Below are 23,819 nucleotides of genomic sequence, written 5' to 3'. Positions count from 1 at the left end.
ACTTATTCCATATCCAGTTTCTACATATACAGTATTATTTGCATTAGTAGCATTTAAATTTACTACGCCCTCTTCTTTAGTATAGATACCAAAATTTTTAGCATTAATTACATTACTATCTGTAGCCTGTAATTTAACTTCAGATTTATCTATACTAGAAATACCTTTTGTAGCTTCTATTATATTTTCACTACCTTGTACTAATACATTAGCGTTATTGGACTCTATCGCATTATCTTTATCATTTTTTAGATAATTTACTTTACCTTGGATTTTTGTATTGGCTTTATTTTCTACATTTACTAATCCATCAATAGAGTTATTTTCACTAGCTATTATTTCAACATTGCCACCATCAATATTATCTATAGCTGTAGTAGCATTTATAATATTATTTTTTCCTGTAACTTTTATTACTGTATTTGTACTTGTAGTTGCAATATCTTTATCAATATTATTTTTATTTACAGAAATAGCAGTATCACTTGCTTTTATATTATTTTGCCCTTTATTGGCATTTACAGAAATATTGCTTCCATTATTTACTTCAACAGCTATTCCTTGAGCTACTTCTATACTATTATTTCCTGACTGACTATTGATATTTATAGCTGAAGCATTGCCACTTATTCCATATCCATTATCTACATATACAATATTATCTACATTAATAGCATTTAAATTTACTTGACTATTTTCCTTAGTATAAATACCAAATTCTTGAGCTTTTATAGTATTACTATCTGTAGCTTGAAGATTTACGATTCCATTATTTACAGTAGAAATACCTTTTGTAGCTTCTATTATATTTTCATTACCTTGTACTAATACATTAGCATTATTAGATTCTATCGCATTATCTTTATCATTTTTTAGATAATTTACTTTGCCTTGGATTTTTGTATTAGCTTTATTTTCTACATTTACTAATCCATTAATAGAATTATTTTCACTGGCTATTATTTCAACATTACCGCCATCAATATTATCTATAGCTGTAGTAGCATTTATAATATTATCTTTTCCTGTAACTTTTACTACTGTATTCGTACTTGTAGTCGCAATATCTTTATCAATATTATTCTTATTTACAGAAATAGCAATATCACTTGATTTTATATTATTTTGCCCTTTATTGGCATTTACAGAAATATTGCTGCCATTATTCGCTTCAATAGCTATTCCTTGAGCTACTTCTATGCTATTATTTCCTGACTGACTATTGATATTTATAGCTGAATTATTGCCACTTATTCCATATCCATTTTCTACATATACAGTATTATTTGCATTAGTAGCATTTAAATTTACTACTCCTTGTTCCTTAGTATAGATACCAAATTCCTTAGCATTAATAGTATTACTATCTATAGCCTGTAATTTAACTTCAGATTTATCTATACTAGAAATACCTTCTATACCTTCTAATATATTTTTATTAGCTTGAGCCAATACATTAGATTGACTGGATAATATTGCAATACCTTCATCAATTTTAAAGTAATTTTCACCTTTATCAGCTTTTAAATTAACTTGACTATTATCCATTAAACTAATTCCTATATAATTGCTAGTAAAGGCGTTATTACCATTTAAAGCATTTAAATTAATATTGCCATTAGAAAAACTCAATATTCCTGTTCCTACAGCATTTACAATATTATTATTAGCATTTAATGTTATATTACTTTGTTTATCATCTGCATAAGAAACATGTATACCTGTGTAATCAGATGTAACAATATTATAATCTTTAGCATTTAAATAGAGCGTTCCATTATCATTGACTTCTATTCCTGTACTATCAACATCACCTAAAGCTTTAATTACATTAGAACCCGCACTAGCTGTTATATTTACATTACTAAGTTCACCAGAAACTTCTATACCTGTAGATTTTGTATTTACTACATTATTTTTACTATTTATATTTACACTTGTTTCGTCATCTGTATTATTTTCATTGATAACAAAAATTCCATAAGAATGATTTCTGCTACTATTATCATTTGTATTTATAATTAGATCGCCATTATTTACAATATCAACTTTACTGCCCTGGTTTAGATTATCATAAACATATACTCCATAGTTATCAAAACCTCTACCACTAATAGTAGAATTAATTTGCATATTTTCTTGATTATTTATATTTAATTGGCTATTTTTTACATTAATTCCATAATTATTAAATAATCTTTGCCCGTAACTATCAGTTATAGTAGAATTAATATTCATATTTTTAGCATCTAATTTAAGTGCGCTATTGTTTTCTACATTTATTATACTATTATTTACATCATATAATCGACGATTAATATTTAAATTACTATTTATATTTATATCTCCATTTTTAGATAATAAATTTAAATTAGCATTATCTTTTACATTTATAGCATTTATCTGCTCCAATTCCTGCGCTGTATTATCTATATTAATATCATTAATAGTCTTGATATCTATTAATGAGCGACTTCCCTGTGAAGTATTTCCTCGAGATAGAATACTTGTAAACATATTACTTCTATCAATATTATGTTCAATAGTCAAACTATCTACATCTATATTTAATTTTCCGCCATTATTAGAAAATATTCCATATTCATCTCTTACATTTGTATCAATAATATTAATATCATCATTCACTATATTTTTAATACTTCCATCAGATACTTTTATACTTGATGAAGTTATTGTATTTTTTATTTCTTGGCTTGCCCATGTTGGTGTAAAAACAACCATATTACAACTTATCATAAAAAAAATTGCTCTTTTTATTAATTTCTTTTTCATAATAAGTCCTCCTATCTTTTTTAGTATTAATTCATGAAGACTTTTTATGAAAATAATAAAAAGAACAATTTTATTATCGTCATACAAAATTCATCATTATTTAATTCTTCTATATTAATTATACCATAAATACTATAAATAAGATATAGTTCTTATTATTTATTTTAATTATTTTACATAATATTTTGTGGTTTTCCCTCAATCCATTTTGCAATGTTTTCTAAAGCTATAATAGCTCTTTTCTGCATAGCTTCTTGCGTATCAAATCCAATATGTGGAGATAACACAACATTTTTAGCAGTCAACAATGGGTTTTCTGCTCCAATAGGTGGTTCTGTATCAAAAACATCAATGCCTGCACCAGCAATTTTCCCCTTATTTAAAGCATCAGCTAAAGCTTGCGTATCGATAACTTTTCCTCTAGCTGTATTGATTAAAATAGCATTTTTCTTCATTAAAGCAATTTTTTCTGCATTTATCATACATGTAGTTTCTTTTGTAAGTGGCATATGAAGTGAAATAATATCGCATTCTTTTAAAATAGTATCCATATCCACAAATTTAAATTTGCTATTTTCAGGAATATGTCTACGATAACAATACACTTCACAACCAAAAGCTTTAGCTAATTTTGCTACTTTTAACCCAATAGCACCTGCTCCAATAATACCGAATTTTTTACGACAAAGTTCTAACCCGCGAAGACCATTACTTGTTTCATGATTTTTTGTAGCCATACCACACTCAGCTAATTTTCTATATAGACTTATACACATACCGATTACAAGCTCGCTAACAGCTTCATTTGCATATCCTGAACAATTAGAAACTAATATATTATGTTCATGACAATAATCCATATCTACATGGTCTACACCAGTAAAAGCAACAGAGAGCATTTTTAAATTACTACATGCTTTTAAAACATTTTCTCTATATGGTTTATTAGCTATTATCACTGCATCAGCATCTTTACAGCGTTTAATTTTTTCTTCATCGCTATCTGCTAAAGAATTATAATACTTGATTTCTACATCTTGAGGCAAAATATCTTTTGCTAATTCATTCAAGGTTTTTTCATCTATACCTATTGTTTCGGCTATAACTAATTTTAAACTCATAAATCCACTTCCTAACCATAAATTTATCCACTATAAAAATTTATTCGCTATTAAATAATAAATACCTGCAAATTAAATTCTAGCCAAATATATTTATATATCCTATAATTACATCAAATAAAAATTTTAGAAGGTGCTTTTATGGAATTTCGTTTATTAAAATATTTTTTAATGGTAGCTCGCGAAGAAAATATAACAAAAGCAGCTAATTTGTTGCATATTACACAGCCCACTTTATCTAGACAACTTATCCAATTAGAAGAAGAACTTGGAGTAACTTTATTTCAACGAAGTAAACATCGCATTATTTTAACTGAAGATGGTATGTTATTGCGTCGTCGTGCCAAAGAAATAATTTCTCTGATGGAAAAAACACAGCAGGAATTAACAAAAGAATACGATGATTTAGTTGGAGAAATTTCTATAGGTTGTGGGGAAACTCAAAACATGTCATATTTATCTCAAAAAATAAAGGATTTCCATAGAGTTCATCCATTAGTAAAATTCCATATTCATAGTACTACTGCAGATGAAATTAAAGAACGTATAGAAAATGGTCTTTTAGATATGGGATTAGTAACTGAACCAGTTGATATCAGTAAATATAATTTCTTCCGTTTACCTCAAAAAGAACAATGGGGCATTTTAGTCCATGAAAAACATAGATTAGCTCAAAAAACATTTATTACACCTGACGATTTAATCAATGAACCACTAATCATTGCTAAACGCACAGCCGTACAAAATGAATTAATTAATTGGTTTAATAATTCTCCAGAAAAATTAAACATTGTAGCAACGTATAACTTAATTTTAAATGCTGCTAATATGGTAAAACATCAAATAGGTATAGCCCTTTGTTTTAATCTTAATCTTGGTGATTTTTACCATGAATTAAAATTTATACCTTTATACCCAGAAATAAAAACTGGTGCTGTACTCATTTGGAAGAAAAATCATATATATTCACAAACTATGTCTCATTTTATCCAAAGTATTAAAAATGCTTAAAAAGCATTATTTATTATTAAATATAAGTATTAGTCATAATTAAATAAATATATTAAAATGTAGGTGTTCAAAGAAATAGAATACCTACATTTTTATTTTGCAAAATAAAATACTTAATTATTAAATTCAATAAAAACAAAATAAGGAAGTATTAAAATGACAATTGATGAAGCAAGTAAACATTATAATATTCCCCTAGAAATCTTACACGAATATGAAAAATGGGGGTTATGTAATGCAGTAAAAAAAGTCATGGGTTCATGGCAATATGATGATAGTGATTTAGAAAATCTAAGTTTAATCATGACCTTACATGATATAGGTTTTAATATTGAAGAAATTGAAAATTACATGCGTCTATTGCTCGATAAAAACAATCATAGTGATAAATTACAACTATATAGTTTAAATAAAAAACGCAATGAACTTCTTGATGAAATCCATTTTCGTGAAAAACAATTAGAACGCTTAAATTATCTTCGTTACAAAATCGAACATAAATATACTAAATAATTTGAAAAATCTTATTGACTTGGAGTTAGCTACAAGGATTAAGATTAAATTATAAACTGAGGTACTTACAAATGGATAAACTTGCATTAAATAACCAAGTAACAATACCACTTACAGGATTAGGTGTATATCAAATAAACAATCTTGATGAATGTGAACATACTGTATTAAATGCTTTAAAAATGGGTTATCGCTTAATAGATACAGCCGCTTGTTATGGCAATGAAAAAGCCGTTGGCAAGGCAATCAAAAAAAGTCAAATTCCTCGTGAAGATATTTTTATATCGTCTAAAGTTTGGATACAAGATGCTGGTTACCAAAAGACAAAACAATCATTTGCTAAAACATTAGAAAATTTGCAAACAGATTATTTAGATTTATATCTTATTCATATGCCTTTTGGTGATTACCATGGTAGTTGGCAAGCTATGGAAGAATTATATGCTTCTGGAAAAATAAAAGCTATTGGTGTTTGCAATTTTCTACCAGATAGATTAATTGATTTGATTTTAAGTCATAATATTATACCAGCAATTAATCAAATAGAATTTCATTTACTTTGTCAACAACAAGAATTATTAAAACTCATGAAAAAATATGATATAAAACCTATGGCATGGGCTCCATTTATTGAAGGCAAAGAAAAAATTTTTGAAAATCCTTTATTGATTTCTTTAGCTAAAAAATATAACAAAACTACAGCACAGATTATTTTAAAATGGCTAAGACAAAATAATATCATCAGTATTCCAAAATCTACAAATTATACACATCTTCAAGAAAATATACAACTAAATAATTTTACTTTAACAGCAGAAGAATTAGATGCTCTTACTCAATTAGATAAAAAACATAGCATTATTCTTGATTTACACGATATAAACGAAGTTTATCGCTTACACAATATTAAATTTATTCAATAATAGATAATCTACAATAAAGGAGAAATAATTATGCACTATAGATATTTAGGTAAAGATAAATTAAAAGTATCTGCTTTGGGCTTAGGTTGTATGGGATTTACTCAAAGTTATCCGCCATATCTTCCTGAAAATGAAGCTATCTTCGTATTACAGCAGGCCGTTGATTTAGGCATTAACTTTTTTGATACAGCTGAAGTATATGGCCCATATACAAATGAAGAATTATTAGGCAAAGCATTAAAACCATATCGTTCCCAAATTGTTCTCGCTACAAAATTCGGTTTTGATTTAGCTCATAAAATGGATAATGCTAATCGACCAGTGGCGCTTTCTAGTAAACCTAAAGATATTCGCAATGCACTTGAAGGCTCTTTAAAACGATTGCAAACAGATTACATTGATTTATATTATCAACATCGTGTTGACCCGCAAACTCCAATTGAAGAAGTAGCAGAAACTATGAAAGATTTAATCAAAGAAGGCAAGATTTTACATTGGGGATTATCTGAAGCTAGTGTAAAGACTATCCGTAAAGCTCATGCTATCTGCCCTGTAACTGCTGTACAAAGTGAATATTCCATGTGGTATCGTGAAGTTGAAAAAGAATTATTACCTACTCTTGAGGAACTTAATATCGGTTTTGTTCCTTTCAGTCCTTTAGGTAAAGCTATTTTAACAGGACGATTTAATAAAGATACTCATTTTGTTAAAGATGATTTTCGCAGTCAAATACCTCGTTTCAATAGCGAAAATTTAAATCACAATTATATTTTAATAGAATATGTACAAAAATTAGCACAAGAAAAACAAGTTTCACCTGCACAAATTGCTCTTGGTTGGCTTTTAGCTCAAAAACCTTGGATAGTACCTATTCCTGGAACTAAAAAAGTTTCTCGACTACAAGAAAATATCAATAGTATAAATGTAAAATTCTCTGCTGAAGAATTATCCATGATTAACAAACATTTAAATTCAATCAATCTTCAAGGTGCAAGATATCCTCAATCACAAGAAAATTTAATAGATAAATAAATTTATATTAAAAATTTTTATAAAAGAAGGTATTTATATGTCTAATACATTAATAGTTTATTATTCTCATTCTGGTAATACACGCAAAATGGCAAAAATTATTGCCGAACAACTTCATGCTGACTGTTTAGAAATTATTCCACAAAAACCTTATCCCCAAGCCTATAATGCAGTTGTCAATCAAGCTAAACATGAAATTTCTCAAAACTATCAACCTGACATCAAAGATATTCAAATAGATTTAAATAAATATTCCACTATTTTTATTGGCTCACCTAATTGGTGGAGTACTATTGCACCACCTATACTCACTTTCATTATGCAAAATCAAAATCATTTAATAAATAAAGAAGTCATTCCATTCTGTACTCATGGTGGAGGTGGCTTCGGTCATATTCCTCAAGATATAAAGAAATTATGTCCTCAATCAAAAATTCTCACAGGATTAGCTTCTTATGATAGCACTGCTTCAAATACAGATATTCATAAATGGTTAACTAAAATAAATATTTTATAATCATTTTAATTAAATTATCACTTGAATTCTAAGAAAGGAGTAGCTTATGACTTTAAAATTTAAATCAAAAATCGTCTTAGATATCATCATGTTCATACTACTATTATTATGTATGTCATATTCATTAATAGGCACAAAGTGGCATGAATATTTAGGCATTATCCTTTGCATAGGATTTATAATTCATTGTATATTACAAAAAAATTACTTTGCCAAGATAATATCTTTAAAATACACACTTTATAATTCATTTATTTTAATAATTAATCTACTCACTTTCTTAACTATGTTTGGATTAATTATCAGTAGTCTTATATTTTTAGATTATATCCCGCTATTTCTAAAAACCTCTTTTCCAAATTTAATTAGTTTTGCTCGTACATTGCATCTACTGTCAGCTTATTGGGGTTTTATTTTAATATCTATGCATATAGGATTACATTGGCAAATTTTTTATAATCTAATAACTAAACATACAAAAAATAAATTATCTTATTTGCTAAATTCTAAATTAATTTTATGGATAATTTTCCTCTATGGATTAAATAACTTTATGCATTATGATTTAATTTCATATATGTTATTACAAAATAATTTCGTATATTTTAATCCATCTCAATCTTTACTATCATTTTTTGTGGATTACTTATCTATCGTAGCTACTTTCATAATTTTAGCTAACTATTTACGAAAAAGCTTTCTAAATCTTCAAACAAAAGATTGTATTTTATCACATATTTTATATAAATTAGATAAAAAATAAACATACAGGAGGTTATTATCATGAAAAAAATCTTTTTACTGCTAAGTTTATTATTAATGACCTTTTCTCTAACAGCTTGCAATGCTCAAGTAGAACCAACTCAAGATAATACTACAGCTAATACTAATGTAAAAACAACAACTGAAACTACATCGTCATCAACTTCAACACAAACTAAAATTATAAAATTAACAACTACTAATAATCAAACTATTGAAATCGAATTAAATAATAGTCCAGCTGCTAATGATTTATATAATCAATTACCACTATCCATAGATTTAGAAGATTATAGTACAAATGAAAAAATATTCTATCCACCTAATAAATTAAATACAGAAAGCACACCTAAAGCCACACCTAAAATCGGAACTTTAGCTTATTATGAGCCATGGGGAGATGTTGTTATTTTCTATGATGATTTCCGTGCTAACAATGATTTATATGAATTAGGCCATGTTATTTCTGGTGAAGATATAGTATCCGAGCTATCAGGTACAGTAACTATTGAAACTATGCCTAATCAATGAGGTTATTTATCATGAACCGTAGAGATTTTATCAAATTAAGTGGCTCAGGTTTATTGACTCTATTTTTGAGTGGTTGTGGATTATCTGCATTGACAAATAAACCTGAAACAACAGCTAATGCTAATGATCATATAGGAGAAAATAAAATGAAAATTGTAGTTATTACAGGTAGTCCTCATAAAGCAGGAACTTCGGCTCTATTAGCTGATAAATTTATCGAAGGAGCAACAAGTGTTGGACATGAAGTCTTTCGTTTTAATTCTGCATTTGAAGATATTCATCCTTGCCAAGGTTGTGACCATTGTGGTATGAATGGGCCTTGTATTCAAAACGATGCTATTGAACAAACACTCATGCCAAAATTAATTGGTGCTGATTTAATTGTTTTAATTACACCGCTTTATTATTATGGTATGTCTGCACAAATAAAAACTGTTGTTGACAGATTTTATTCACGTACAGGCTCCTTACATCGTAAAAAATCAATTTTAATGGCAACTGCTTATAATAGTGCTGATTGGACTATGGAAGCTTTAGTTCACCATTATGAAACGCTAGTGCGTTATATGGAATGGCAAGATATCGGCAAAGTCTTATCCATTGGTTGTGGCTCTCGTCCTATCATTGAACGTACAGAATTCCCTAATCAAGCATATCAAATAGGCTATAATCTTTAATAAAATTCATTTAAAAGTGAGGGATATTTATGAAATACTTACTATCTATATTGACCTTTTGTTGTGTTTTATTCTTAGGCCTAAATTCTAGTTTTGCTAATTATCAAGCTGGTTCTTTGACAACAAAACAGCAAGCTATCATTCCTATTGCTTCTTATACAGCTACTGGAGATTTAAATAATTTAAAAACAGCTGTAAATGAAGGCTTAGATAGTGGATTAACTATTAATGAAACAAAAGAAATAATGGTTCATCTCTATGCTTATTGTGGTTTTCCTCGTGCTTTAAATGGTCTTGCTACTGTAGATGAAGTTTTATCTGAACGACAAAGCAAAAATATTCATGATACTATAGGCAATGATGCAACACCATTACCAGCAAATACAGATATTTTAGCTCTAGGTACTAGAATTCAAACTCAATTAGCAGGAGCACCAGTGAATATTGCTAGTTCTTCTGGCATTGATTACATGTTGAAAGCACATCTCTTCGGTGATTTATTTGCTCGCGATATCTTGACTTATCCAGAACGTGAAATTGCTACAATCTCTGCTTTAGCAAGTATGAATGGAACAGAAAGTCAACTTTTATCCCATCTAAATATTGGTATCAATGCAGGACTTAGCAAAACTCAATTACAAGATATAATCAATACTTTAGATGCAAAAGTTAATAGCCAATTAGCCCAACATGCCCAAGAAATCCTAGATAACTATCTTGCCTCTTCTAAATAAAATACCATATAAAAAAAGATACACCTTAAAAGTTATTCCAATTAACCTTTAAGATGTATCTTTTTATGTTATAATAATTAATTATATACAAATAAAAAAATAGATTAGAAAAACCTCAAGGAACGTAATAATTATGAATATAAATAATGATGAACTAATAAATATTGTTACAGATTATTTATTAGAAGACAGATATACACAAGCTATTTTAATAGATGGTAAATGGGGTACAGGAAAAACTTTCTTTGTAAAAGAAAAACTTATACCAACTTTGAAAGATAATACTTCTCTAAAATTTGCCAAAATATATTATCTATCCCTATATGATATAAAAGATCTTACTGAACTAACTAACAAAATATATTTAGCTTTATTTGAAAATTTCTTTAAAAATAAATTTGGAAAAAATATAACTAATAAATTAAATTTATTTTCAAAAGCAATAAATATAGGATTAAATGCACTTAATAATTCAAATATTTTAGGATTTAACATAACTAAAGATGATTTACCTAAATTTGAAGATCTTATAGATTAAAAAAATATTTCACTATTTTTAGACGACGTTGAACGATGCAAAATAGATATTAATGAATTACTTAGCTTCATAAATATATTAACTGAACAAAATAATATAAAAGTTATTCTTATTGCTAACGAAGAAGAAATAAATCATATTCAATATTATAATAATCTTCCTGAGAAATATATGTTAGCATTAAATAAAAAAATAAATTTTGACAAACTATCTACTGATGATAATACAAAAAAAGAAAAATTAGATAAAGAACAATTAACAGAACGTATACATTATTTATTTTCTGCTAAAGATCTTTATGCTAAAACAAAAGAAAAAACTATTATGCTAACTATAAATTATAATCCTAATTTTGAAGATTTATACGATACTATAGTTGAAAAATATTGTCGAAATGAACAACTACAAAAAAGACTATTAAAATATAAATCTACTATATTAGATATATTTAAACAAAAAAAACATACAAATATTCGTACACTTATTTTTGGTATCATATCTCTTGAAAAACTATATCCCATACTAACATCCATATCTTATACACCTAGAAAATATCTTAATAAAGAAATTTATAATTGTTTAAAATCTACTTTCACCTTAGCTATTAAAATAAAATCAAAACATATTAATAATCTCAATTATGACAACATTACTGACAGTCAATACATTGATAATAGTTTTATTTTTGAATTTATGCTATATCATCATCTTGACGAAAATAAAATTAAAGAAAATCTTATTTATAAAATAAAACATAAAAACTTGGCTTTTAATAAACTTCAATATTATTCGTATTTAAAATCTGATGAAGAAGTATATTTTTATTTAAAACAATTATATAATGAGTTAACGTCTTCTATATATCCTATTAAAGAATATCCTTCCATAATATCAAGATTATTAAAGTTAAAAAGTATAGGCTTTACTATAGATTTAAAAATATATCAAAATTGTATGATAGATAAAATAGATAGTGAAGAAAACATATCTTTCGATATATTAGAAAACTTTAATAAAAATGCTCGTATTTATAATATTACATCTAACACGTATATAAAAAACTTAAAAAAATCTATATTAAATAAATTAACTTATTTACCACAAGCATTTTTTTAAATAAATGGGATAATGATATAATTACTTACTTTAAAGAACATCAACATATCTTTTATTTGTTTAAGGAATTTTTATCACTTATAAATATAGATATGATTATAAAAAAACTAATAAAAGCTGATAAAAACGAAGTATCTAATTTTAGCACAGTACTATATATTTTTTACCACATAGACAATGCCAATGAATATTTTACCAATGATTTAGATAGTATAAATTACTTATTAAATAAATTACGTAAAAATACAAGTCGTTTTTATATGTTTAATAATTCTCTTAGTTTACTAAAAAAACAAGAAATTGATTATCTTATTAATAATCTTGAATCTTATAAAAATAAATTATCTTCTTCAAAAAATTAAATCTATTTTTTTATATCCTAGTATAATATAAAATAAAATTAAATAATTATACAAAAACCTACTAACAATTTGATAATATAAAAACCCTTAGGGAATAATATTTCCTAAGGGTTTTACATCATATAGAGTTTATAATCTAAAAATATACATTATCTTAAAATGGTAACAAATTTAGATTTAGGTTCTATTATACTAAATTCATACACTTTAACACGTAGAGCCAGAAAGTCAATGAGAACGCACTTCCGAGGGTTGTTAACATTACTGCTCCAGCAGTCAAATTACCATCGTGTCCCATATTCCTTGCCATGATATAGCAGCTTACAGTTGTAGCTGAACCCAACATAATCAATGCTGCGACCAATTTACTTTCTGTAAAGCCCAAATAAATAGCAAATGGCATAAATAATACTACAAATACAACTAATTTCATAACACTACAAACAATAATAGGCTTTATATTTTGACTAAATCCTTGAAACTTAAATGCTGCTCCCATAGCCATAAGCCCCATAGGTGTAGCCAAAACAGCAAGCAAAGATACAGTCTTATGTACAATTAATGGAGTTGGAATTTTCAAAAGTGACCAAATAACGCCCACTACTATACCTAATATAATAGGATTAGTAATAATACCTTTAATAGTTTTTTTCATCAAGGCAAAAGTTAAACTACTTTGACCAGGTTTCAATAAGGCCAATACAACAACCGCCATCACATTATACAAAGGCACCGTACCTATTATCATCAAAGACGCCATACCATAATCACCATAAATATTTTGTACAAAAGCCATACCGATTATAGCAGCACTACTGCGATATGCAGCCTGTACAAATTCACCTTGAGAAACATTTTTTCTAAAAGGTATAGAAATGAAAAAAGAAATCAATATACTGAGCAAAGTTGCCCCAAAACAGTATAAAACATATGTAGTATCCCAAGCTTCATAAAAATTAGCGGAGCCAATATCTTCAAATAATAATGCAGGCAAAGCCACCACAAATACAAATTTATTCATTTTTGTAATAAAAGCTTCATCAAATAATCCTATTTTGCGAAAAATCATACCCAATACCATCATCAAAAAGACTGGTATAGTCGCATTCAAGCTAAAAATCAAATTATCCATAAAAATCCTTCCTCATCAAAATTAATAAGTATTTTTTATTATAGCACAAAATTTTATTCACTAATAATATTTATAAAACTTATTTTCCTATTCAATAATTATAGTTGATACATATATAAAAAAAGAGTAAAATCTAATAAGTGAATTTTTTAACTTAAGAGGTGTTCTCGTGATTAATACATTAGATAAAATAGAACAAAAGATTTTAAATAATGAACGTCTAACAAAAGAAGATGGGTTGGCTCTTTTTGCTTCCAATGACCTTGCTCGCATAGGTTATCTTGCAGATTTAGTACGTAAACGTATCAGCGGAGATTACGTTTATTACAATGTAAATTGTCATTTAAATTTAACTAATATTTGCACAGCTCTTTGTGATTTTTGTGCTTTCGGTTGTGAAGCTACAGATAAAAAAGCATATGCTATGACTATGGAACAAATTTATAATAAAGTAGCTAATGCTTGCAAAGATCCAAATATGAAAAATCTGCATATCGTAAGCGGATTACATCCTGATTGGCCATTTTCTTATTATGTAGATATCATTAAAATGCTCAAAAAAGAATTTCCTCAACTTCATTTAAAAGGTTTTACTGGAGTGGAAATCACTCATTTTGCTAAGATTTCTGGAAAATCCATTCGTGAAGTATTACAAGAATTAAAGGATGCAGGCATTGAAGCTATGCCAGGTGGTGGAGCTGAAATTTTAAATGACCGAATTCGTCAAAAACTCTGCCCTAATAAAGCTACAGCTCAAGAATGGTTAGAAGTTTCTCGCACTGCTCATCAGCTCGGTATCAAGACAAACGCTTCCATGCTCTATGGTCATATTGAAACTATTGAAGAACGTGTCGACCATTTAATCACACTTCGCAATCTTCAAGATGAAACAGGTGGCATTCAGACATTTATTTGCTTCCCATTCCACCCTGCTAATACAAAATTAGGTAAAACTGTTCATCGCACTAATGTTTGGGACGATTTAAAAACTATGGCTATCTGTAGATTAATGCTTGATAACGTTCATAATATCAAAGCATATTGGGTAATGCTCACTTTACCTATCGCTCAATTAGCTTTAGGCTTTGGTGCAAATGATGTGGACGGCACTATCAGCGAAGAAAAAATCATGCACGATGCCGGAGCAAATTCACCAAAAGCACTCACTCGTGATAATCTAATCAATTTAATCAAACAAACAGGCAGAATACCTGCTGAATGTGATTGCAATTTCAATATAATCAGAACATATTAAGCTAATTATTTTGTAAAGGATTTTTATTTATGAATATCAATCAACAAGCTATAACAAAAGCTCAAAATGGAGAGCGTTTATCTTTTGATGAAGCACTATATCTATACAAACACGCTGATATTTTAGACTTAGCTACATGGGCAAGAAAAGCCAAAGAACGTCATAGCCAAAAAGAAGTCTATTATAATATCAACCGCCATATAAATTTATCCAACATTTGCACTGCCAATTGCCCTCTATGTGCTTTTTCTTGCGAAGATGGCGATAAACGAGGTTTTGTCTTAACTAAAGAAGATGTTGAATCTAAAATCAAAGACACTATCGCTCATGTCAAAGGACTAACAGAAATACACATTGTAAGCTCTCTCCATCCTACTAATGATTTTAATTACTATATAGAAATCATTAAATCCATAAAAAAACTTTTGCCTAACGTGCATATTCAAGCTTTCACACCTGTGGAAATAGTTCATTTTGCCAAGATTTCTCAAAAAAGTATTTACGAAGTCTTAACTATTTTACAACAAGCAGGTCTTGATTCCCTCCCAGGTGGTGGAGCAGAAATTTTAGATGATGAAATACGTGCTAAAATCTGCCCAAACAAAGCCAATACACAAGAATGGATTGAAACTATAAAAACAGCTCATAAACTCGGTATGAAAACTAATGCTTCTGAACTCTATGGTCATATTGAAACTATAGAACAAAGATTACAGCATTTATTTACACTCAGAGAAATTCAAGATGAAACACATGGCTTCCAAGCATTTATTTCTTTCCCATTTCATCCGCAAAATACTCAATTAGACAATATAAAACCTATTACATCTTATGAAAGCTTGCGTTTCATCGCTATTTCTCGACTTGTATTGGATAACATTCCTCATATCAAAGCCTTTTGGATGATGCTCACCTTGCCTATCGCTCAATTAGCCCTTGCCTTTGGTGCTGATGATTTAGATGGTACAGTTGAAGAAGAACAAATCATTCATGCTGCTGGCGCTAAAACAGGTCAAAAAATGACTACTGCACAATTGCAAAAAATCATCACCGAAACAGGCTATACACCTGTTCAACGTGATTCTTTATATCGAAAAATAAAATAAATTAGAGGTATGATTAATGAACAGACTTTCTGATAAAGAAGCTATTGACCTTTTAAAACATGGTGATATTTTAGAGTTAGGTCAACAAGCAAATAAAATCCGCCAAGAAAAACATCCTGGCAACACTGTTACCTTCATTGTAGACCGCAATATCAATTACACTAATGTTTGCCTCAATGAATGTCGTTTCTGTGCTTTTTTCCGTCGTGAAAATCACAAAGACGCTTATTTATTGCCAATAGAAACTATTTTACAAAAAGTAAAAGAAACTCAAGAAGCTGGTGGTACTCAAATCATGTTACAAGGAGGACTACACCCTTCTTTACCTTTTGAATATTACTTAAATATGATTAATACCATTAAAACAGCCTTTCCTGATATTGTAATCCATTCTTTTTCTCCTGCGGAAATACTTCATTTTTCCAAGATAGCCAATAAATCTATCAAAGAAACTCTACAAGATTTACGTTCTGCTGGTCTTGCTTCACTTCCAGGTGGTGGAGCTGAAATCTTAGTTGACCGCGTGCGTAAAATTGTAAGCCCTAAAAAAATCATGACAGATGATTGGCTAAATGTAATGGAAACTGCCCATTCTATCGGCATGGAAAGTACAGCTACTATGGTTTTAGGACTCGGCGAAACTATTGAAGAACGCATTGAACATATGCGACGTGTTCGCGACCTTCAAGATAAAACAGGTGGTTTTAGAGCTTTCATCATGTGGACTTTCCAGCCTGGAAATACTCAATTAGGTGGCAATAAATTATCCTCATGGGAATATCTAAAAACTCTAGCAGTATCTAGACTCTATTTTGATAATATCTCTCATATTCAAGGCTCTTGGGTTACACAAGGTCAACAAATTGGACAAATAACATTAGCCTTTGGTGCTGATGATTTAGGTAGTATCATGCTTGAAGAAAATGTCGTTCGTGCAGCTGGTACTGCTTATCAAATGTCTATCGACAAAATGGTAAATACAATCGAAAAAGCTGATTTTAAAGCAGCTCAACGTGATACAGAATATAATATCATTCGTCGATTTTAATAAAATTCAATTAAGGAGATTTTCTATGAATACACAAAACATTCCTCAAGCCGATTTTGCCATTATCGGTGGTTCTGGCACATTATCCAGCAATTTTCCATTAGGTGCTAAATGTGATGATGTAAAAATCATTCAAGACCGCATGGTTTTTGATACACCTTATGGCAAAACTACTGAACTTCGCTTATTTGAAGTAGCCGGTACACGCGTTTTAACTTGTAAAATGCATGGTTGGAAAAGTGGAGTCAATCGTGCTGACGCTTCCCGCCAATTATTCTGGACTTTCCGCGAAGCTGGTGTAAAACGCATTTTCTCTGAAGGTGGCGTAGGTACTATTAATAAATTATTAGATACTAGAGATTTTCTTATTCCTGATGATTATCTTGATATGTCTGTTCGCAAAGATGTTGGACTTGAAGGCAAATATTTACTTGTTATGCGTGATGCACTTTGCCCTCAAATGCGTGAAGAATTAATCAAAAATACACGTAAACATTTCAGCGGTAGAATTTTTACACGTGGAACTTATGCTAACACAGACGGTCGCCATTTTGAAAGCCCTGCGGAAATCGCTATGTTAAATGGTCATGCAGATATTGTAGGTCAATCCATCTGCCCTGAAGTATATCTCGCTCGTGAAATCGGAGCTTGTTATGCTGGTCTTTATTATGTAGTAAATTATGGTGAAGGTATCAAACCATGGTCTCATCAAGTATTAGAAGATATCTTCTATGATGATGCACCTATGATCAGCAAAATTCTGTTAGATACAATTCGTTCTTTAGCCCAGCAAGATAGAAATTGCGAATGTTTATCTTTACGTAAAGAAACTTTATTAAAAGGCATTTATGACGATTAAGATATAAAAATAAGACGTATACATTTATTTGTATACGTCTTTTATATTGCTTTTACTATTTACTTTTATTAATACATTCTAAAAGTCTGTTTATTATTATCCCAATCTACTTTTACATAGCAATCATCAACTTTTTTACCTTCCGCCATAGATTTTCCTTCAGGAACTTCTAAATGAAAACAATTGATGATGAGTTTTCCATTTACAATTTTATTATTCATATTATAATACTTATCTGGATTTATACCAAAACTCTTTAGATTATCCATAGAAATAAATATAGTCCATTCGCCATCTTTTTTGCCTACTAGCCAATAACCTTCTAATTTTGCATGAGCCCCTGCTGTACATATTACTTCATAAAAAAGTTTATCGGAATTTGCCAATTTTATCTCTTTGATACTTATATCCGGCATAGTCGTATTTACATAAAAATTCATTAAAACTTGATTTTTATCATCTAACATAGCTGAATAATTTTTTCCTACTTTTTGAAAATATATTTTACTATCAGGAAAATAAGCTACTTGATTTTCACCTTGTATAAACTTTTTATTTTGAGTATATTCTAAATTAATGATATCCTCTACTGGCTGTTTAACATCTTCTTTAACTGTATTATTTTTATCTTCACTTACAATATTTTCCTTATTTTGCTCTGCCGTTACATTTTGCTCAACTTGTTTCGTATCTTTATGAGCAAAATAACTATATGCACCAAAAGAAACCAATCCTAGTAATAAAATTACAGCGATAAAAATACCTATATACTTATATTTTGTATAATTCTTTTCAGTATCTACATTTTGACTGATATTATCGCTTGTTGTTTTTTCACTTTGCTTCATTTGCTCATTATTATCTTGGCTATCTTGCTTAATTTGATTTCCACATCTAGAACAAAATTTTTCATTATCATTTATCTGATTACCACAATTAGGACAAAAAATAATAATCATCTCCCTTTGTTACACTTACTATGATAAAGTATAACAAAATAGATGAAAATTAACAGAAACATATAGGAAAGTTAATCTTTTCTTGTAAATTAAATTTGATATCATCTTATTTTTACTTTATTTCTTACATAACTTGCATAGCTTCTACCTATATTATATAATAAATTTGTAACCAAGATTATATATTAATATAAATACGTATTCTCAAGGGGCGCTTTTCTTAGCGTCTTTTTTAGTTTACTAAATGCAAAGGAGATTTTATGAACGCTCGTGAAGTTGCTTTAAATATTTTAAATGAAGTATATACTCAACAAGCTTATGCTAATATATCCCTATCACGCCATTTGCAAAAAAATCAATTATCCGACCAAGACCGCCGTTTCATCACTGAATTAGTTTATGGTACAGTAAAAGCAGGCGATACTCTACTTTGGATTTTAAAAAAATTTGTAAATAGACCTTTAAATAAAATTGAACCAACAATTATTAATATATTGCGATTAGGTATTTATCAAATTGTATTCATGGACAAAATTCCTGAATCAGCAGCTTGCAATGAAGCTGTAAACCTTGCTAAAAAATATTCTAATCAAGGTTCTGCAAAATTTGTAAATGGTGTTTTGCGTAATTTAATTCGCCAACCAGAAAAATACGCTATGCCTACAGGCAATAAAGCTAGTGAATTAGCTATTAGAGAACAACACCCTCTTTGGCTAGTAAAAAAATTCATTCATACTTTTGGTAGTGAAGCCGCTATCAAGCTTTGTCAATTCAATAATACTAATGCTCCACTTGTATTGCGTACCAATACTTTGAAAACAACACGACAAGAATTAATCACAGAGCTTATAAATGCAGGTTGTGAAGTTATTCCTTCGAAATTAGCACCAGAAGGAATTATTTGTAAAACGCATACTTCATTAAATCAACTAGCACCATTACAAAATGGTTTTGCCCAAGTGCAAGATGAAAGTTCTATGCTTGTAGCTCATGTAGTTGATCCTAAACCTAATGAATTCATCATTGATACATGTAGTGCCCCTGGTGGTAAAACTACACATATGGCTACTTTGATGCAAAATAAAGGAAAAATCATAGCTTGTGATATCTACGAATATAAATTAAAACTAATTCAAGATAATGCCAATAGATTGGGTATCAACATCATTGAGCCTAAATTATTAGATGCCCGTGAAATCGGCAACCAATATAAAAATCAAGCAGATAAAGTATTAGTTGATGCACCATGTTCTGGAATGGGCGTACTTCGCCGTAAACCTGACTCTCGCTGGAACAAAACAGCGGAAATCTTTAAAGAATTACCACCTCTTCAATTAGCTATCTTAGAGTCAGCTGCTCTTGCTGTAAAACCTCAAGGCGTTTTAGTCTATAGTACTTGTACAATCATGCCACAAGAAAATATAGAAATCATTAATCAATTTTTAGCTAAGCATCCAGAATTTGTTTTAGAAGATATCCGCAAATATCTACCATTTAAAACAAAAAGCAAAGAGAAAACATTACAATTAATGCCATATAAAGATAATACAGATGGCTTCTTTATAGCTCGTATGTGCAAAAAAGTATAAAAATCTTAAACTATTATTTATATTTATTTTAGAAGGGAATTTATAATGACCAATATTTTTGGCTTAAATTTAACTGAACTTACTTCACTAATCACAGATTTAAACCTACCAAAATTTAGAGCAAAACAAATTATTGAGTGGCTCTATCAAAAACATGCTACATCTTTTGATGAAATGACCAATCTTTCCAAAGATTTACGTGAAAAATTGGCACAAGAATTTACTATTGAACGTGCAAAATCTTGTGATAGACTAGACTCTAGTGATGGCAAAACAACTAAATTTTTATTAGAATTTGGCGATGGTATCGGTGTAGAAACAGTCTTAATGCGTCAACCTTATGGCAATAGCATCTGTGTTTCTTCTCAAGCAGGCTGTAATATGGGCTGTAGTTTCTGTGCTTCTACACTTCACGGCATGGCTAGAAACTTATCCACAGGCGAAATTTTAGCTCAAGCAATGTTTATTCAAGAATTATTAAATCAAACAGGCGAACAAATCAATAATATAGTAATCATGGGTTCTGGTGAGCCTATGCTCAACTATGATAATGTATTGAACTTCATTCGTTTAGCACATGAGCCTTATTGCTTAAATTTAGGTTATCGCAATATCACAATTTCCACATCTGGTATCGTGCCCGGAATAAATAAATTAGCTCAAGAAAATCTACCTATTACCTTATCTATTTCCTTACACGCACCGAATAATGAATTGCGTACAGAGCTAATGCCTATTAATAAACGCTATCCTATCGAAGAAGTCATTAAAGCTGCTGTAAATTATGCTAATACTACTAAAAGACGCATAACTTATGAATATATTCTAATTGATAAATACAATGATAACATGACTGAAGCAGTAGAATTATGTAAACTCTTAAAAAATCAATTAGCTAATGTGAACTTAATCCCTATTAATCCAGTCAAAGAGCGTAATTACAATCGTCCTTCTTTAGCTAGAATAAAAGCTTTCGCTAAGTATTTAAATGACCATCATCTCACAGCTACCATTCGTCAAGAAATGGGAACAGATATTCAAGCAGCATGTGGTCAATTGCGTAATAAACATTTAGCAAAATAAAAACTCTAGGAGTTGAATTTTTATGTTTTTTTCACGTATGGAAAATTTTCTTGAAAAAAATATTGAAGGTTTTTTTAATCGTAAATTCTCAAGTAATCTACAGATGGCAGAAATAGAAAAAATCATTGACCGTATTTTAATCCGTCAGAAAAAACGCGTAAATCGTGCTATTTTTGTTCCTGATAAATTTACAATTACTATGAGTGATGAAGATTTTAACCAATTAAATAATATAGAAACACAAAATCATTTAAAATTATTTCTTTATAAATCTGTCATTCAAAAAGATTATTTTATGGAAACATTACCAACTATCCATATTCTAAAATCTCCTAAATTTAAATTAGGCGTTTGTGAAATAACAGCCAAATTTAATAGCGATAAAACTTCTGATACAGAAAATGATAATGTAAATGATTTAGAACAAGGTACAATTATTGTCCCTAACCTTGATATAAAAGAAATAACTAATCCTTCACATAAACAACAAACTTTAAATTTTGCTTCTTTAACTATTATTGAAGGACCAGATAAAGACTCTTATTTAGCTTTTGGTTGTAATCAAATTCATCTTGGCAGACGTGATAAAAATGAATTTCTTTTAACAGATGTAAATGTATCTAGACTTCATGCCTATATTACCTTTGAACATGGTAGACACATTCTTCGTGATGCTAATAGTTTAAATGGCACATCTGTTAATGATAGACCTATAACTAATTTTTGTTTATGCCCTGGAGATATTATTCAAATAGGAAATACTCGTATTGTTTATGACCTTATTTGATAAATTATTTAAATACAAAAAGAAGTGGTATTTATACGTACCACTTCTTTTTTATTTTATCAATATTAATGTTTTTGATTAAATGCATCAAATCCTGGATATACAGCAGATTGTTTTAAATCCTCTTCAATTCTCAATAATTGATTATATTTAGCTACGCGTTCACTTCTGCTAGGTGCTCCAGTTTTAATCTGACAAGTATTTAAAGCCACTGCTAAATCAGCTATAGTAGTATCTTCTGTTTCACCAGAACGATGAGAAGTAACAGCAGTATAACCAGCTTTATGAGCCATTTTAATAGCTTCTAAAGTTTCAGAAATAGAACCAATTTGATTTAACTTAATCAAAATAGAATTTCCTGCCCCTTCTTTTATACCACGAGATAATCTTTCTGTATTAGTTACAAATAAATCATCACCTACAAGCTGAACTTTATCGCCAATAGCATCTGTTAATTTCTTCCAGCCTTCCCAATCTTCTTCATCAAGACCATCTTCTAAAGAAACAATTGGATATTTTTCCACTAACATTTTCCAATGAGCAATTAATTCATCAGTAGTAAATTTTTTACCAGATTTAGGTAAGATATACTCTCCTATTTTATTACCTTTCCATTCACTAGCAGCTGCATCAATAGCAATCATAAAATCTTTACCAGGCTCATATCCTGCTATTTTTACTGCTTCTAAAATTACTTCAATAGTCTCCTCATCACTAGAAAGATTTGGAGCAAATCCACCTTCATCGCCGACAGATGTTGCTAAGTTTCTGTCCTTCAATAATTTTTGTAAAGCATGGAAAACTTCACTACACCAACGAAGTGCTTCTTTAAAGCTTGGAGCACCTGCTGGCATAATCATGAACTCTTGAATATCCACTGTATTAGTAGCATGTGCACCACCATTTAAGATATTCATCATTGGTACAGGTAATCTATTGCCATTAATGCCACCAAAATAGCGATAAAGTGGAATACCTAAAGATTTACTAGCAGCTTGTGCACTAGCTATTGATACCGCTAAAATAGCATTTGCGCCTAAATTAGATTTATCTTTTGTACCATCAGCTTCTATCATAGCATTATCTACAGCATAAATATCAGAAGCATCTTTTCCTACTAAAGCATTATGAATGATAGTATTAATATTTTCTACAGCATTTAAAACACCTTTTCCATTATAACGTGTTTTATCTCCATCACGAAGTTCTAAAGCCTCAAATACGCCTGTAGAGGCACCACTAGGAGCACAACCTCTGCCAACTGTTCCATCTGCCAAAATTACTTCAGCTTCTACAGTTGGATTTCCTCTAGAATCAATAATTTCTCTACCAATTACTTTTTCGATTTTTAATTTATTAAATATCATTTAA

General features: G+C 29.3%; 23 protein-coding genes. 18 read left to right on the top strand and 5 right to left on the bottom strand.

Annotated elements, in window-relative coordinates; all coding sequences use genetic code 11:
* Positions 1-2,793: beta strand repeat-containing protein (locus F553_RS11750; protein ID WP_018999506.1), on the bottom strand; the 2,793-nt coding region annotated here is incomplete at its 3' end.
* Between the two features lie 173 nt (positions 2,794-2,966).
* On the bottom strand, positions 2,967-3,914 hold the full coding sequence (locus tag F553_RS0106755) for an NAD(P)-dependent oxidoreductase (protein WP_018999505.1): 948 nt from the start codon (positions 3,912-3,914) through the stop codon (positions 2,967-2,969).
* 141 nt (positions 3,915-4,055) lie between these two features.
* On the opposite strand from F553_RS0106755, the gene F553_RS0106750 reads away from it, so the two are divergent.
* The 11 genes from F553_RS0106750 (at position 4,056) to F553_RS0106700 (ending at position 12,268) form a co-directional block, all read left to right on the top strand.
* On the top strand, positions 4,056-4,925 hold the full coding sequence (locus F553_RS0106750; RefSeq protein WP_018999504.1) for a LysR family transcriptional regulator: 870 nt from the start codon (positions 4,056-4,058) through the stop codon (positions 4,923-4,925).
* A 156-nt stretch (positions 4,926-5,081) separates the two neighbouring features.
* Entirely contained in the window at positions 5,082-5,438 is a 357-nt protein-coding gene (locus F553_RS0106745) for a helix-turn-helix domain-containing protein (RefSeq protein ID WP_018999503.1), read from the top strand.
* Positions 5,439-5,509: 71 nt separating this feature from the next.
* On the top strand, positions 5,510-6,361 hold the full coding sequence (locus F553_RS0106740) for an aldo/keto reductase (protein ID WP_018999502.1): 852 nt from the start codon (positions 5,510-5,512) through the stop codon (positions 6,359-6,361).
* A gap of 30 nt (positions 6,362-6,391) precedes the next feature.
* On the top strand, positions 6,392-7,393 hold the full coding sequence (locus F553_RS0106735; RefSeq protein WP_018999501.1) for an aldo/keto reductase: 1,002 nt from the start codon (positions 6,392-6,394) through the stop codon (positions 7,391-7,393).
* Between the two features lie 37 nt (positions 7,394-7,430).
* Entirely contained in the window at positions 7,431-7,910 is a 480-nt protein-coding gene (locus F553_RS0106730; RefSeq protein ID WP_018999500.1) for a flavodoxin, read from the top strand.
* Positions 7,911-7,956: 46 nt separating this feature from the next.
* Entirely contained in the window at positions 7,957-8,673 is a 717-nt protein-coding gene (locus F553_RS0106725; RefSeq protein ID WP_018999499.1) for a DUF4405 domain-containing protein, read from the top strand.
* Positions 8,674-8,693: 20 nt separating this feature from the next.
* Positions 8,694-9,203: a cyclophilin-like fold protein gene (locus F553_RS0106720; protein WP_018999498.1), complete on the top strand. Its 510-nt coding sequence runs from the start codon at positions 8,694-8,696 to the stop codon at positions 9,201-9,203.
* 11 nt (positions 9,204-9,214) lie between these two features.
* Positions 9,215-9,880 (top strand): flavodoxin family protein, encoded by a 666-nt coding sequence (locus F553_RS0106715; RefSeq protein WP_018999497.1) that lies wholly within the window; start codon positions 9,215-9,217, stop codon positions 9,878-9,880.
* Between the two features lie 29 nt (positions 9,881-9,909).
* Positions 9,910-10,614, top strand: coding sequence for a carboxymuconolactone decarboxylase family protein (locus F553_RS0106710; RefSeq protein WP_018999496.1), 705 nt, complete (start codon positions 9,910-9,912; stop codon positions 10,612-10,614).
* Between the two features lie 133 nt (positions 10,615-10,747).
* Positions 10,748-11,152, top strand: coding sequence for a P-loop NTPase fold protein (locus tag F553_RS0106705; RefSeq protein WP_018999495.1), 405 nt, complete (start codon positions 10,748-10,750; stop codon positions 11,150-11,152).
* A 171-nt stretch (positions 11,153-11,323) separates the two neighbouring features.
* Positions 11,324-12,268, top strand: coding sequence for a hypothetical protein (locus F553_RS0106700; RefSeq protein WP_018999494.1), 945 nt, complete (start codon positions 11,324-11,326; stop codon positions 12,266-12,268).
* A gap of 549 nt (positions 12,269-12,817) precedes the next feature.
* On the opposite strand, the gene F553_RS0106690 is transcribed toward F553_RS0106700, so the two are convergent.
* Positions 12,818-13,762, bottom strand: coding sequence for an AEC family transporter (locus F553_RS0106690; protein ID WP_018999492.1), 945 nt, complete (start codon positions 13,760-13,762; stop codon positions 12,818-12,820).
* A gap of 169 nt (positions 13,763-13,931) precedes the next feature.
* Between F553_RS0106690 and mqnE (F553_RS0106685) the strand changes: the two genes are divergently transcribed.
* From mqnE (F553_RS0106685) to F553_RS0106670, 4 genes are read left to right on the top strand one after another with little or no spacing between them, the layout of a single operon-like run.
* On the top strand, positions 13,932-15,017 hold the full coding sequence (gene mqnE, locus F553_RS0106685) for an aminofutalosine synthase MqnE (RefSeq protein ID WP_018999491.1): 1,086 nt from the start codon (positions 13,932-13,934) through the stop codon (positions 15,015-15,017).
* Between the two features lie 29 nt (positions 15,018-15,046).
* Positions 15,047-16,123 carry an aminofutalosine synthase MqnE gene (mqnE, locus tag F553_RS0106680; RefSeq protein ID WP_018999490.1) on the top strand — a complete coding sequence of 359 codons (1,077 nt, stop codon included), beginning with the start codon at positions 15,047-15,049 and terminating at the stop codon, positions 16,121-16,123.
* Positions 16,124-16,139: 16 nt separating this feature from the next.
* Entirely contained in the window at positions 16,140-17,171 is a 1,032-nt protein-coding gene (gene mqnC / locus F553_RS0106675) for a cyclic dehypoxanthinyl futalosine synthase (protein WP_018999489.1), read from the top strand.
* Between the two features lie 25 nt (positions 17,172-17,196).
* Complete coding sequence (locus tag F553_RS0106670) at positions 17,197-18,030, top strand: phosphorylase family protein (RefSeq protein WP_018999488.1); 834 nt, start codon at positions 17,197-17,199, stop codon at positions 18,028-18,030.
* A gap of 68 nt (positions 18,031-18,098) precedes the next feature.
* On the opposite strand, the gene F553_RS0106665 is transcribed toward F553_RS0106670, so the two are convergent.
* Positions 18,099-18,989 carry a zinc-ribbon domain-containing protein gene (locus F553_RS0106665; RefSeq protein ID WP_018999487.1) on the bottom strand — a complete coding sequence of 297 codons (891 nt, stop codon included), beginning with the start codon at positions 18,987-18,989 and terminating at the stop codon, positions 18,099-18,101.
* A 260-nt stretch (positions 18,990-19,249) separates the two neighbouring features.
* Between F553_RS0106665 and rsmB the strand changes: the two genes are divergently transcribed.
* From rsmB to F553_RS0106650, 3 genes are read left to right on the top strand one after another with little or no spacing between them, the layout of a single operon-like run.
* On the top strand, positions 19,250-20,578 hold the full coding sequence (gene rsmB, locus F553_RS0106660) for a 16S rRNA (cytosine(967)-C(5))-methyltransferase RsmB (RefSeq protein WP_018999486.1): 1,329 nt from the start codon (positions 19,250-19,252) through the stop codon (positions 20,576-20,578).
* Between the two features lie 45 nt (positions 20,579-20,623).
* Entirely contained in the window at positions 20,624-21,661 is a 1,038-nt protein-coding gene (gene rlmN / locus F553_RS0106655; protein WP_018999485.1) for a dual-specificity RNA methyltransferase RlmN, read from the top strand.
* Positions 21,662-21,683: 22 nt separating this feature from the next.
* Entirely contained in the window at positions 21,684-22,448 is a 765-nt protein-coding gene (locus tag F553_RS0106650; protein ID WP_018999484.1) for an FhaA domain-containing protein, read from the top strand.
* 65 nt (positions 22,449-22,513) lie between these two features.
* Here the strand turns inward: F553_RS0106650 and eno are convergent, their stop codons facing one another.
* Positions 22,514-23,815 carry a phosphopyruvate hydratase gene (gene eno / locus F553_RS0106645; protein WP_018999483.1) on the bottom strand — a complete coding sequence of 434 codons (1,302 nt, stop codon included), beginning with the start codon at positions 23,813-23,815 and terminating at the stop codon, positions 22,514-22,516.
* Between the last annotated feature and the right edge of the window lie 4 nt (positions 23,816-23,819).

The sequence above is a fragment of the Megamonas rupellensis DSM 19944 genome (assembly GCF_000378365.1).
GTDB classification, from domain to species: domain Bacteria; phylum Bacillota; class Negativicutes; order Selenomonadales; family Selenomonadaceae; genus Megamonas; species Megamonas funiformis.
The sequence above is the reverse complement of the archived record's forward strand: the minus strand, read 5'-3'. Positions and strand labels throughout refer to the sequence as shown.